This window comes from Lentisalinibacter sediminis, from assembly GCF_040706615.1.
Classification (GTDB): domain Bacteria; phylum Pseudomonadota; class Gammaproteobacteria; order Steroidobacterales; family Woeseiaceae; genus Lentisalinibacter; species Lentisalinibacter sediminis.
Map to the genome: position 1 here is coordinate 144853 of NZ_JAPDRF010000006.1, position 12986 is coordinate 157838.

General features: G+C 66.5%; 13 protein-coding genes. 8 read left to right on the forward strand and 5 right to left on the reverse strand.

Going from position 1 to position 12986, the window contains the following annotated elements; all coding sequences use genetic code 11:
* The first annotated feature begins 114 nt into the window (after positions 1-114).
* The 6 genes from ACJMKX_RS14625 (at position 115) to ACJMKX_RS14650 (ending at position 7827) form a co-directional block, all read left to right on the forward strand.
* Positions 115-1017, forward strand: a complete 903-nt coding sequence (locus tag ACJMKX_RS14625; RefSeq protein ID WP_405226984.1) for a LysR family transcriptional regulator — start codon at positions 115-117, stop codon at positions 1015-1017.
* Between the two features lie 73 nt (positions 1018-1090).
* Positions 1091-2107 carry a D-cysteate sulfo-lyase gene (locus tag ACJMKX_RS14630; protein ID WP_405226987.1) on the forward strand — a complete coding sequence of 339 codons (1017 nt, stop codon included), beginning with the start codon at positions 1091-1093 and terminating at the stop codon, positions 2105-2107.
* 28 nt (positions 2108-2135) lie between these two features.
* Positions 2136-3389 (forward strand): dicarboxylate/amino acid:cation symporter, encoded by a 1254-nt coding sequence (locus tag ACJMKX_RS14635; protein ID WP_405226990.1) that lies wholly within the window; start codon positions 2136-2138, stop codon positions 3387-3389.
* Positions 3390-3405: 16 nt separating this feature from the next.
* The gene (locus ACJMKX_RS14640; RefSeq protein ID WP_405226993.1) at positions 3406-4905 is read left to right on the forward strand and encodes an amidohydrolase family protein; all 1500 of its coding nucleotides are present in this window, start codon (positions 3406-3408) and stop codon (positions 4903-4905) included.
* Between the two features lie 45 nt (positions 4906-4950).
* Positions 4951-5424, forward strand: a complete 474-nt coding sequence (locus tag ACJMKX_RS14645; protein ID WP_405226996.1) for a YbhB/YbcL family Raf kinase inhibitor-like protein — start codon at positions 4951-4953, stop codon at positions 5422-5424.
* Between the two features lie 126 nt (positions 5425-5550).
* Positions 5551-7827, forward strand: a complete 2277-nt coding sequence (locus tag ACJMKX_RS14650) for a patatin-like phospholipase family protein (protein ID WP_405226999.1) — start codon at positions 5551-5553, stop codon at positions 7825-7827.
* An 81-nt stretch (positions 7828-7908) separates the two neighbouring features.
* On the opposite strand, the gene ACJMKX_RS14655 is transcribed toward ACJMKX_RS14650, so the two are convergent.
* Positions 7909-8358: a hypothetical protein gene (locus ACJMKX_RS14655; RefSeq protein WP_405227002.1), complete on the reverse strand. Its 450-nt coding sequence runs from the start codon at positions 8356-8358 to the stop codon at positions 7909-7911.
* A gap of 57 nt (positions 8359-8415) precedes the next feature.
* Between ACJMKX_RS14655 and ACJMKX_RS14660 the strand changes: the two genes are divergently transcribed.
* Complete coding sequence (locus tag ACJMKX_RS14660) at positions 8416-8802, forward strand: hypothetical protein (RefSeq protein WP_405227005.1); 387 nt, start codon at positions 8416-8418, stop codon at positions 8800-8802.
* A gap of 91 nt (positions 8803-8893) precedes the next feature.
* Here the strand turns inward: ACJMKX_RS14660 and ACJMKX_RS14665 are convergent, their stop codons facing one another.
* Positions 8894-9775, reverse strand: coding sequence for an amino acid ABC transporter substrate-binding protein (locus ACJMKX_RS14665; protein ID WP_405227008.1), 882 nt, complete (start codon positions 9773-9775; stop codon positions 8894-8896).
* 147 nt (positions 9776-9922) lie between these two features.
* Here ACJMKX_RS14665 and ACJMKX_RS14670 point away from each other — a divergent pair, with 147 nt between their 5' ends.
* Positions 9923-10294 carry a DUF427 domain-containing protein gene (locus tag ACJMKX_RS14670; protein ID WP_405227011.1) on the forward strand — a complete coding sequence of 124 codons (372 nt, stop codon included), beginning with the start codon at positions 9923-9925 and terminating at the stop codon, positions 10292-10294.
* A 75-nt stretch (positions 10295-10369) separates the two neighbouring features.
* Here ACJMKX_RS14670 and ACJMKX_RS14675 read toward each other — a convergent pair whose 3' ends face one another.
* The 3 genes from ACJMKX_RS14675 to ACJMKX_RS14685 form a co-directional block, all read right to left on the reverse strand.
* On the reverse strand, positions 10370-10573 hold the full coding sequence (locus tag ACJMKX_RS14675) for a cold-shock protein (protein WP_405227234.1): 204 nt from the start codon (positions 10571-10573) through the stop codon (positions 10370-10372).
* Positions 10574-10835: 262 nt separating this feature from the next.
* A complete protein-coding gene (locus ACJMKX_RS14680) occupies positions 10836-11264 on the reverse strand; it encodes a universal stress protein (RefSeq protein ID WP_405227014.1) in 429 nt (142 codons plus the stop codon).
* Positions 11261-12904 (reverse strand): BCCT family transporter, encoded by a 1644-nt coding sequence (locus ACJMKX_RS14685; RefSeq protein ID WP_405227017.1) that lies wholly within the window; start codon positions 12902-12904, stop codon positions 11261-11263. The genes ACJMKX_RS14680 and ACJMKX_RS14685 overlap by 4 nt, the downstream gene beginning before the upstream one ends.
* Between the last annotated feature and the right edge of the window lie 82 nt (positions 12905-12986).

Genomic DNA, 12986 nt, shown 5'->3' on the forward strand with positions numbered 1-12986 from the left:
CCCCCGTCTTTGTGCCGGTGTGAGCGATGGATGATAATGACGGGACTTCGCCGACGGCCAATACCGTTTGCGCAGCGACCGGTAACATTACTGCATGAACAGGGGCGCGCATCCTTGGACCTGAAGTGGCTGGAAGACTTCCTGGCGCTGGTCGAGCACGGTAGCTTCACCAAGGCCGCCGAGGCGCGTTTCGTCTCGCAGCCGGCGTTCAGCCGCCGCATACGCGCGCTGGAGAACTGGCTCGGCGTCGAACTGATCGACCGCAACGCCTACCCCACTCGGCTGACCCGGCTCGGCGAAGACTACACCGACTCCATCCGCGATCTCGTTGCCCGCACCTATCGGCTGCGCAGCGAGATGCGGGCACGCGACGCTGCGGGCGACCGTCTCGTGGTCTCCACCCAGCACTCGCTGAGCGTCACGTTCTGCCCGCGCTGGTTCGGCGAGATCCGGCCTCTGCTTGGCGACAACAGCATCCGCGTGAAAGCGCACAACCTGCACGACTGCCTGGATCAGTTCCTGTCCGGCCAGAGCGATCTGCTGCTGTGCTATTTCTCGCCGGACGTCTATCCGGAGCTCGAGCGCAGCGACCTGGCCCGTCTTCAGCTGGGCACCGAGCAGTTGATCCCGGTGGCGGCACCCGCCCTCGCCGCGGCGGGCGGAGCGCGCTACCCGCTGGTGGGCTTTCCCACCGAGTCCTTCTTCGGGCGCCTGGTACAAACGGACTGCATCCCGGCCTCGATGGAGAGCGGCGTGGAGTTCGATCTGGTGTTCGAGACGGCGTTGTCCGAGAGCGCGCGGGCACTCGCGCTGGAAGGCACCGGCCTCGCCTGGCTGCCGGCGAGCCTGGTCCGTCGCGATCTCGAGGATGGCCGCCTGGTCCGGGTGCCCCACCTGCCGGCGGTACCCATGCAGGTGGTGCTGATCATGAACAGGGCCAACCAGAAGAAGGTGTTGCGCTCCATCTGGGAATACATGGAAAGCGACCATGCAGGAATGCTATCGGTCGCACCGTAATTGGCATTAGCCCGCCGCCGGCGGGATTCCTAGTATTGGCCCCCTGCGATTCGAAGGCAGGGGGCGCCACGACATGCATCTTTCCCGTTTTCCGCGGCTGCGGTTCGCGCATCTGCCCACACCGCTGGAACCGATGGACGAGCTGACCCGCCTGCTCGGCGGCCCGCGGCTGTGGATCAAGCGAGACGACTGCACCGGCCTGGCGGGGGGCGGCAACAAGACCCGCAAGCTCGAGTTCCTGATGGCGGACGCCGAACGCAAAGGCGCCGATACCATCGTGACCCAGGGCGCCACTCAGTCGAACCATACCCGGCAGACCGCCGCGGCCGCGGCGCGGCTCGGTATGGCATGCCACATCCTGCTGGAGGACCGCACCGGCAGCGCGGACGCCGACTACAATTACAACGGCAACGTGTTGCTGGAGCAGCTCATGGGCGCCTCGGTGACCCTGCATCCCGGCGGCACGGACATGGATGCGGCCATGGCGGAGCTGTCCGGTTCACTGGCGGCCGACGGCCGGCGACCCTACGTCATCCCCGGCGGCGGCTCCAACCCTGTCGGCGCGCTCGGTTACGTCAACGCAGCGCTGGAACTCCTCACTCAGGCCAACGACCGCAGGCTGCGCATCGACCGGGTGGTGCACGCGACGGGCAGCGCGGGCACCCAGGCCGGGCTGGTGACGGGCCTGTGCGCCAGCGGCAGCGGCATCCCGGTACTCGGCATCGGCGTGCGCGCGCCGGCGCCGAAGCAGCACGCGAGCGTGCTGCGGCTCGCCGAGGCAACGGCGGAGCACATCGGCTGCCCCGGCGCGGTAGGCGCCGACGACGTGCAGGTGAACTGCGACTACGTGGGAGAGGGCTACGGCATCCCCGCCGAGGACACGCTCGAGGCCCTGCGCCTCACGGCGCGCCGGGAAGGCATCCTGCTGGACCCCGTGTACTCCGCGAAGGGCATGGCCGGACTGATCGACCTGGTCCGGCGGGGGGAACTGGCCGACGACGAGAACATCGTCTTCCTGCATACCGGCGGCAGTCAGGCGTTGCCCGGCTATCGGCATATACTGGGCCTCGACGACTACCGGGCGGACTGATCCCGGCACCGCGGGGTAACCGGGCGCGATGGGCAAAGACGAGGCAGAAACGGAGACGGCCGGCCGCACCGGCGTGCCCATCTGGACGCGGGTACTGATCGGCCTCGTTGCCGGTGCACTCACCGGGGCCGTCTTCGGCGAGCGCATCCTCTGGCTGGATCCCGTGGGTCAGGCGTTCATCGCCGCCATCAAGATGCTGGTGGTACCGCTCATCTTCGTTTCGCTGGTCGGCGGCATCAGCTCCATCGGCGACCTGGGCCGGATGGGTCGCATCGGCGGGCGCACCGTCGGTTGGTATCTCGTGACCACCGCGGCCGCCATCCCGGTGGGACTCGCCATCGCCGTCTGGCTGCAGCCGGGCGCCGGCATGGGGCTCATGCCGCCCGCAGCAACGGCGGCGGCGGAGACGCCCTCGATGGCGGATTCGCTGGTGGCTCTCATCCCGGAGAACGCCTTCGCGGCGTTCTCTTCCGGGGACAACCTGCAGGTCATCGTTTTCTCACTGCTGTTCGGCATCGCGCTCGCGGCCGTCGGCGAGAAAGGCACGCCGGTGACCCGGCTCGTGGACGCGCTGGCCGCCGTCATTTTCAAGCTGACGGAAATGATAATCGCCGTGGCGCCCATCGGCGTCTTCGCACTCATCGCAGTGACCACGGGTCGCTACGGCATCGACGTGCTGCTTCCGCTGGGCAAACTGATCGCGGGCGTCTATGCCGGCTGCCTTATTCATGCGGTCGTCACGCTGGGCGGACTGCTCGCGTTCGTCGGCGGAGTCAGTCCGCTGCAGTTCTTCCGCGGCGTGCTCGAAGCGCAGATCGTCGCCTTCAGCACCACCACGGCCGCCGGCACCCTGCCGGTGACCATCAGCTGCGCGCGGCACAATCTCGGCGTATCCGAAGAAGTGTCGGGTTTCGTGCTGCCGATCGGCGCCACCATCAACATGGACGGCACGGCCATCTACCAGGCCGTCACTGCGGTATTCATCGCCCAGGCCTACGGCATCGACCTGACGCCGCTGCAGTACGGCACCATCCTCGTCGCCGCCGTGCTGGCCTCCATCGGCACCGCCGCCATCCCGGCCGCCGGCCTGATGGTGCTCTCCATCGTACTCACGTCGGTGGGCCTGCCGCTGGAAGGCATCGCCCTGGTGGCCGGCATAGACCGCATCCTCGACATGGCGCGCACCACGGTGAATGTCACCGGCGATGCGGCGGTGTCGGTACTGGTGGCGCAGGGCGAAGGTGAGCTGGACCTGGATATTTTCAACGAACGTCCGGAATAGGGACGGGAATAGCTTTATGAAACACGCAGCAAGACCACTGATAGCCCTTGCCGCGGCGACGATGCTTCTCGGCGCCTGTGGAGAGCGGCCGCCGGGGGCACCGATCGTCGATCGCTACGACCTCGTGCTGCACGGTGGCCGGGTCATCGATCCGGAGACGGGGCTGGATGCGGTGCGCGACGTCGGCATCCGTGACGGGCGTATTGCCGCCGTGTCCGAGACACCCCTGCGCGGCGACGAGACGATAGACGCCACCGGCCACGTGGTGGCGCCGGGTTTCATCGATCTGCACAGCCATACGCCGACGCCGCTCGGTCAGCGCTACCAGGCCCTGGACGGCGTGACCACGGCGCTGGAGCTCGAGGCCGGCGCCTATCCGGTGGGCGCACTGGAGGCATTCGTGGACGGGCGGCCGTTCATCAATTACGGCGCTTCGGTAAGCCACCTGGCGGCCCGGCTGCTCGTGAAACAGAGCATCGAGAAACCCCATCTCCTGTCGGGCATCGACTTCGTGGCGGCGCGGCCCACGTTCACCGAGCCGCTGACGCCCCGGGAGCTCGCCGCGTTGCGCGATCATCTCGAGCGGGGGCTCGCAGACGGCGGCCTCGGCATCGGCTTGTTGTTCGATTACCTGCGGGCAGCTGTCGGCCCGGAAGAGCTGGACATCGTGTTCGCTGTGGCGGCCGAGTATCGAGCGCCGGTGTTCGTGCATCTGCGCCGGGGGCTGCCGGGAGACACCGCGGGCCTGGCCGAGATGATCGAGCTAGCGCGCCGTCACGGCACAGGTCTCCACGTCTGCCATCTCAACGCGAATGCGATGAGCAACGTGGACGGTTTCCTGGCGATGATCGACGAGGCACGGGCGGCCGGGGTCGACGTCACAACCGAAGCCTACCCATGGAACGCGGGTTCCACGTCTATCTCCGCGGCTGTCTTCAGCCGCGACTGGCAGTCCATCTTCGGTATCTCCTATGAGGACGTCGAGTGGGCCGAGACCGGCGAGCGATTCGACGAGAAGATGTGGAACGAGTACCGGGAGAAGTACCCGGGCGGGACGGTCATCCACCATTACGGCCGCGAGGAATGGACCCGCGAGGCCATCACCGCACCGGGCGTGATGATTGCGAGTGACGCAATGCCGGTCACGGCACCAGAGGAACGGGTCCATCCCCGTGGCATCGGTACGTTCGCGAAGGTGCTCGGCGATTATGCCGGCGACGGTGAGGGTCGACTGCCTCTCGCCGAGACGCTGCGGAAGATGACACTGTTGCCTGCACAGCGACTCGCGAGCGTGGCGCCCGCATTTGCCCGCAAGGGTCGGCTGCAGGCGGGTGCCGATGCGGATATCACCGTGTTCGATCCGACGGCCGTCGCAGCGGCGGCCAGCTATCGGACACCGCTCAGGCCCTCCCGCGGCATCGGCCATGTGATTGTCGGCGGCCGATTCGTTGTACACGACGGAGAACTGGTGGAAGGGGCCGCCCACGGTCTCTTGATTAAGGGGGCAGTTAACTAAATGACTGACTAAGTGGATTATTCGCGGAATGCAGGAGGCCGAGCCATGGACATGATCATCGAATCCCCCGCCTTCGAGCACAATGGCGAGATCCCCTCTGTCTACACCTGCGACGGACGGGACATCTCCCCGGAACTCCGCTGGTCCGGCGTGCCGGAGGACGCGAAGAGCCTGGTGCTGATCGTCGACGATCCGGACGCCCCCGACCCGGACGCACCGAAGATGACCTGGGTGCACTGGGTGCTGTACGACCTCCCGACGGATGCGAAGGGACTGCCGGAGGACGTGGCGCCGGACGGTCTGCCGGACGGTACCCGCCACGGCACGAACAACTGGGAGCGCACGGGCTACGGCGGCCCCTGCCCGCCCATCGGTCGGCACCGCTACTTCTTCAAGCTCTACGCGCTGGACAAGGAACTGGGCAACCTGGGCGGCCCCACCAGCGAGGAGCTCGCCGAGGCCATGGAAGACCACATGCTGGCCGAGGCGGAGCTGATCGGCACCTACGCCCGCCCGTAAGGAGGGGCCTGTAGGAGGGGCCTGTAGGAGGGCCTTCAGGCCCGATTGTTTAATGCATCGGGGCTAAAGCCCCTCCTACATTCTGCGCCGAGTGCGGATGGCAATCGCGGGAAGCTTCGGCCACAGTTGACCGGTTTGGAGCACCTGCACGGTCCGCTGGCGATGGAACACCGATCCTTCCACCGACACCGCTCATGCCGGCCGCCGCGCCGGGGCGCGTGGCGTTCGCTTGCGGCACTCGCTCTCGCGGCGCTGCTCGCAGCCCACGACGCCCTGCCCCGCCCCACCGTCGGACTGGTGTTGAGCGGCGGCGGCGCCCGGGGCGGGGCGCACGTGGGCGTCATCCGGGTACTGGAGGAGCTGAACGTACCGGTGGACTACGTGGCCGGCACCAGCATGGGTGCCGTGATCGGCGGCCTGTATGCCTCGGGCATGAGCGCGGACGATCTGGTCCGGGTCGTGGAGACGGCCGACTGGAACGTGCTACTCACCGACCGTCCGCCCCGCTCGCAGCGCTCGTTCCGTCGCAAGTCCGACGACCTGGGCTTTCTGGTCGACTTCGATCTGGGCGTGGACAGGACCGGCCTGCTGCTGCCGGGCGGGCTGGTGCAGGGCCAGAACCTCGACCTCGAGCTGCGCCGGCTGACGCTGCCGGTGACCGCAGTGACGGATTTCGACGCGCTGCCCATACCCTTCCGCGCGGTCGCCACCGACATCGCCACCGGCGAGATGGTGGTGTTCGACTCCGGCGACCTCGTTTCGGCCATGCACGCCAGCATGGCGGTGCCCGGCATCTTCCGGCCCGAGCGTGAACGGGGCCGCCTGCTGGTGGACGGCGGCATCGCGAGCAACCTGCCCATCGAGGTCATGCGCGAGATGCAGCCGGACGTGATCATCGCCGTGGATCTGGGCTTTCCGCTGCAGCCGGAGTCCGAGCTCGGCTCCGCTCTCGCGATCACGCGCCAGATGCTCACGATATTGATCAACAGCCGTGCAGAGGACCAGCTGCGCCTGCTGGGCGAAGACGACATCCACATCGAGCCGGAGCTCGGCACCCTCGGCTCCCAGGCCTTCGACCAGCTCGCCGAGGCGATGGAGATCGGCCGACAGGCGGCGGCCGCGCAGGCGGACCAGCTGGCGCGCCTGTCTGTACCGGAAGCCGATTTCCAGGCATGGAAAGCACAGGTGACGGCAAGGCGGGGCGAGCCGCCGGTGATCGACCGGGTGCGGGTGAAGAACCGCTCCGGGCTGTCGCCGAAGGCGGTGGAGGCACGGCTGGACGATTTCACCGGCGGGCCGCTGGACGTGGCTGCCCTCGAACGCGACATCGCAGAGATCTACGCGCTGGATACCTTCGAGACGGTGACCTGGGACGTGCGCGAGGAAGGCACGCTGACCACGCTGGAGATCGAGAGCACGGGCAAGAACTGGGGACCGAATTACCTGCGTTTCGGCCTGAATCTGGAGGACGACTTCGAGGGCGGCAGCAACTACAACGCCGCGGCCCGGCTGACGATGATGGAGCTCAACCCGCTGGGCGGCGAATTCCGCACCGAGCTGCAGATCGGCAAGTCGCCCCGCCTGTTCGCCGAGTTCTTCCAGCCGCTGGACTACCGCTCGCGCTGGTTCGTGAACCCGCGGGTGGAGCTCAGGCGAACGGCGCGGGCTCTGTTCGACGAGGGCGCGCAGGTCGCGCGCCTCGACGCCAGCGAGGCCATCGTGGCGCTGGAGGGCGGGCGGCAGCTCGGCAACTGGGGCGAGCTGCGCGTCGGCGTGTCGCGCTCGCGCAGCGACGAGTCCCTGCGTATCGGCGATCCTGCTCTCGAGGAAGGCGAAGGCGACCTCGGGCTGCTGATTGCCGAGTTCGCCTGGGACACGGTCGACCAGGTGGACATTCCGCGCCACGGCACGCTGATGGCGCTCGGCTGGAACGGCTCCCGGGAGAGTCTGGGCTCGGATGGCGAGTTCGACGTGGCCAGCTTTTTCCTGCTGAAACCCTATACCTGGGGGCGCAACACGCTCCTGAACTGGTGGAATCTGGACAGCACCTTCCGCGACGAGACGGCAGGCGTGCAGCCGTTCACGCTGGGCGGGCTGTTCAGCCTGTCCGGCTACGCCATCGACGAGCTGCGCGGCAAGCACCGCGGCATCGCCCGGCTCGTCTATTACCGCCGCCTCGGTGACGAGTCTCTGCCGGGCCTCGGTACGCCGGTCTACCTCGGCGCGTCGCTGGAGGCCGGCAACGTGTGGGAGAGCGGCGACGACGCGAGCTTCGCGAATACCCTCACCGCCGGCAGCGTCTTCGTGGTGATGGACACGCTGCTGGGGCCGCTCTACCTCGGCTGGGGCATGGGCGAGGATGACCGGAGGTCGGCGTACCTGTTCCTGGGCCAGACCTTCTAGGATGTAGGAGGGGCTTTAGCCCCGATTGGTTAATGCATCGGGGCTGAAGCCCCTCCTACGAGCCCCTCCTGCCAGGCCCTCCTACCCTCGTTTTCTCAGGAGTTCCCAGGCGGCCAGGGCCGCCAGGCCGCCGACGACGCCGCTAAGATAGGGCGGCATGGCAGGCTCGAAGACGCGGGCCCAGACGAACCCGACGATCAGGCTCGCCGCGAACATCGCGACGAGGGCTATGAGGAGTCGTTGCCAGAGCTTCATGAATTGCCTCCATGGACTTCGACGGGTGGTGCCGAGCGGATATCGACGGCGGTCGTGACGTCGGTGCTGAAAGTCATACCCGCCCCGCGCAGTGCGCGCCAGCACGATGCCTTCACGTCGTAGCCCACGCCGACGGCAAACTCGGCCGTCGCAGGCATCCGCGGTGCGGATAGGAACGGAGCGCACGGTGCCGGTCAGATCGCCCGTCTTGATGAGGTCGCCCGGGACGAGGAAGGCTTTCCGGTCGGCGCGGAGACTTTCGAGCACGAAACTCATACGGGTGGACTATACTCCGCCAGTTCATAACAACCATAAACCCGAAGGGGAGCTACCATGAAGAGACTCTTGACGCGTGTGACGTTCGCGGGCGCTCTGACGTGCCTCGGCATGGCTGCTTACGCCGAGACCGCTTACGAGGAGGTCTGGACCTGCAAACTCGAGGAAGGCAAGACCATCGAGGAGGTCCAGGCGGCCAATTCGAAATGGCTGGCGATGGTCAGCAAGGAGATCGGCAAGGGCAAGATCCGCAGCAGCGTCGTCCGTTCGGTCGTCGGCAATGCAGACATCTTCCTGTTCGTCGATACCTATCCGGACCTCGCGACGTGGAGCGCCGCCAAGGAATTCCTCGGCAGTGACGAGGGCGGGGCGGCGGACGAACTGTTCGAAGGCATCTCCGACTGCAGCGAGAACCGCCTCTATCGCCGCGACTACACCGAATAGGAACAATGTAGGGGGGCTTGTAGGAGGGGCTTGTAGGAGGGGCTTCAGCCCCGATTCAACACACGATCGGGCCTGAAGGCCCTCCTACATCTTATTCGCCTACGGCCTGGAACTGGTACATGGCCTCCACGATCGGCGAGAGCGGCTCGCCGTAGCGGCCGAACCAGTCCTGGTAGAGGCGCCGGATGCGGGCCGAGCGGTACAGGTCCGCGAGTGCGCGGTCGGCGGCCAGACGGAAGCGCGTGTCGCCCCGCGGGACCATCAGCGCGTAGGGTTCGAAGGAGAGCACGCTGCGGGTCATCTCGTACTCGTTGCGGGCATTCCCGTCGGTGAAGACCTGGCCGATCAGCATGGCGCGGTCGGAAGCGAAGCCGTCCACTTTGCCGGCGTTCAGCAGCGACATGCCCTCGCCGTGGGTCTCCACCAGCGCCAGCTTCAGGCCGGTCTCGTTCACCTCGGCGAACTCCCGCAGCACGGCCTCGGTGGTGGTGTCCGGCATCACGGCGATCACCTTGTCGGCGAGATCGGCGGCACTGCCGATGGGCGCGGCCTTGCGGGACAGCACCGCGCTGCCGGTGATAAACGTCATCAGCGTGAAGTCGACCCGCTCGCGCCGCGACAGCGTCACGGTGGTGGCGCCGCACTCGATGTCGACGTCGCCCTGCTCCACGGCGTTCAGGCGGTCCTGCATGGAGACCAGCGGCACGAACGTGAACTCGAGTTTCGGCAGGCCTAGCTCGCGCTGCAGCGTCCGGCCGATGTGGCGGCACAGCTCGATGGAATAGCCGGCGGGCTTGCCGTCGGCATCATTGAAGGACAGCGGCGGCGAGCCGGTGGCATAACCGATGCGGAATTCCCCGCTCTCGGCGACCCGGTCGAGGACGCCGTCCGCGGCACCAGCCGGCGGCGTGGCAGACAGCCCCCCTGCGGCAACCAGAACCAATACCCCTGCCAGTTTCGACAATGCCGTCATCCCGCGTGCTCCTGATCCGCCCCTGGATGCGAACGAGTCTCCCAATTAGCACCCACGGTGTCTAGCACACGGTGCCGGGCAAACGGTGTATGGCGCGCGGCCGTGCGGTATGCTCGAGTGCGGATAAACCGGAACCGCGGGGTCGCCATGGACCGGAGCACATTGGGACCGTCGCCGGGCGCGGAACGCGCGCCGGACCATCGCATCGAGATTACCGAGACACGGGGCCGCTGGAAGGTGGCGGTGGACGGCGTACGGGTGGCCGACAGCACAAGCGTGCTGGCACTGGACGAAACCGGCTACGACCGCGTGCTGTATTTCCCGCCCGAGGATGTGGCCACCGAGAAACTGGCGGCCAGCGACACGCGTACCAGCTGCCCGTTCAAGGGCGAGGCGCACTACTACGCAGCGGACGGAGAGGATGTGGCCTGGTTCTACCCGGCGGTCTACGACGAGGTAGCGCCGATTGCGGGGTACGTCGCCTTCTACCCCCGCTGTGCGGAGATAGAGAGAATGTAACGAAAAACGGCCCCTCGCGGGGCCGTTTCCGGATCCAGGAATCGGGCCTGAAGGCCCTCCTACATCTAGGTGGCGTTACGCCGCCTGCAGGTTGCCGGCCGCGGTCTTACCGCGCTCGGTGACCAGCTCGAAGTTCACGCGCTGGCCTTCGGACAGCGTGTCCATGCCTGCAGCGTGAACCGCGGTGACGTGTACGAACACGTCTTTCGAGCCGTCTTCCGGCTGGATGAATCCAAAACCCTTGGCGGGGTCAAACCATTTCACAGTACCTGTAGCCATTCTGGCCTCCAATAACAGTAGTGCCGCACGCAAATCGGGTGCGGTGACGAACAATCCGGTCGCAATGGGTAGTCTCAAGAAGCCGTCCGAGGACCGGACGGGTAGTCGTAAGGCAGGCCAGAACTCTTGGATCGCCCCGGCATAATGGCGCATGCGCGCGCTAAACGCAAGCGATATCCATCATGTAGGAGGGGCTCGTAGGAGGGGCTAGTAGGAGGGGCTTTAGCCCCGATCCATTTTTCAATCGGGCCTGAAGGCCCTCCTACCCTCGTACCACGAAGACCGACAGATCCGTGTGGGAAGCCAGGAAGCCGGCATTGGAGTGGAAGATGTATTCGCGGAAGCCGGGCACGTGGGAGGCCATGACCACCAGGTCCACGCCGAGCTCGTGGAACTGGCTGTCGAGTGCCTTGTCCAGGTCGGCGACCGGATCGCCGATGACCTCGGCCTGCGCGTCCACCTCCACGCCGGATGTCTCACCCAGCTCGGCGGCGAAGGCATCAAGCTTCGCGCGAAACTCCTTCGGGTTGTGGGCGGCCTCCCCCGGCGCGGGACCGGTCACCGCCACCAGCGTCACCCGCGCTCCGTAGCACTTCGCCAGTTCCGTCGCGGTGGTGAGCGCCTTGCCGAGCTTGTCCCGGTGCGCCAGGTCCACCGGCACGCCGATATGCCGATACAGTTTCTCCGTCATCCGGCCTTCTCCCCTTCCGCCTGCTCCGTCTCGGCCTCTGCCTGCGCCTCCAGCAGCTTCACCTCCGCCGCGAGGCCCTTGTAGAGACTCACCGACATCAGCAGGATCACGATGCCGAACGGGAAGCCGGTGGCCAGCGCCAGTGCCTGTAGCGAGGACAGCCCGCCGCCCTCCATGAGCGCGATGCCGATCAGCCCGAGGAACACACACCAGAACACGCGCTGGGCGATGGGCGCGTCGATCTTGCCGCCGGCGGTCATGGTATCCACCACCAGCGCGCCGGAGTCCATCGACGTGACGAAGAAGATCAGGACCAGCAGGATGCCGATACCCGAGGTCAGCGTCGCCAGCGGGTATTCGGCCAGGAACAGGAACAGCGACAGCTCCGGCTGGAAGTTCCTGACCGTGTCGACGACGCCCTCGTAGCCCTGCAGGAAGTACTGGTCCATGGCGGCATTGCCGAAGACGGTCATCCAGACGATGAAGATGAATGACGGTGCGAGGATGGACACCAGCAGGAACTCACGCACCGTGCGGCCCGATGAGATGCGGGCGATGAACATGCCGACGAAGGGCGAGAACGCGATCCACCAGGACCAGTAGAACGTGGTCCAGTCGTGCATGTAGTACATGTCTTCACGGCCCACCCAGTTGGACAGCGCCGGCATGTAGCGGAAATAGGCGAGCGTGTTATCCACGATGGCGCCCAGGCTACCCAGCGTCGGGCCGACCAGCAGCACGAACAACCCGAGCACGGCGGCCATTGCCATGTTGCTCTCGGAGAGGACCTTGATGCCGCCGTCCAGGCCGCGCAGCACCGAGACGAGTGCCATGATGGTGATGACCACGATGATGGTGAGCTTCACCACGTGGCCCTCCGAGATGCCGAACAGGTAGGCGAGCCCGCCGGCGGATTGCTCGGCGCCGTAGCCGAGCGAGGTGGCCAGCCCGAACAGGGTGGCGAAGACGGCGAGCACGTCGATGACGTGGCCGGGCCAGCCCCAAACGCGCTCGCCGAAGATGGGATACATGGCAGAGCGCACGATCAGCGGCAGGCCCTTGTTGTAGGCGAAGAAGGCGAGCGCGAGCCCGACGATGCCGTACACGGCCCACGGATGGATGGCCCAGTGGAACACCGTGGCGGCCATCGCGAGCTCCCGCCGTGCATCCTCGCTGAGCCCCTCCATACCGAGTGGCGGCGTGAGCAGGTGGTTCATCGGCTCCAGCACGGCGTAGAACATGATGCCGATGCCGATACCGGCGGCGAACAGCATGGACACCCAGGAGACGTAGGAGTACATGGGCTCGGCGTCGGGCCCGCCGATGCGCACCTTGCCCACCGGCAGCACGATCAGCGCGATGCAGAACAGCACGAAAAAATTGCCCGCGGCCATGAAGAACCAGTCGAACCGGGTGGTCAGCCAGGGCCGCAGGTCGCCGAACCAGTGCTTCGCCAGCTCCGGGAAGGACAGCGTGAAGACCACGAAGACGATTACCGAGACGGCGGAAATCGCGAAGACGGGATTATGGAAATCGAGGCCGAGGGGCTGGACGTTGTCCTGCCCGACCTCGTAGTCGGATACGTATTCGTCGACGATTTCATCGACGAGTTCGTCGCCGGAGTCGGTGCTCTGCGCCAAAGTACTGTGACCTTTACGCAGCCAGGGTCGCGCGGGGCGTCCGCTACACCGTCCATCGACGTCACACGGGCATTATGTTCTC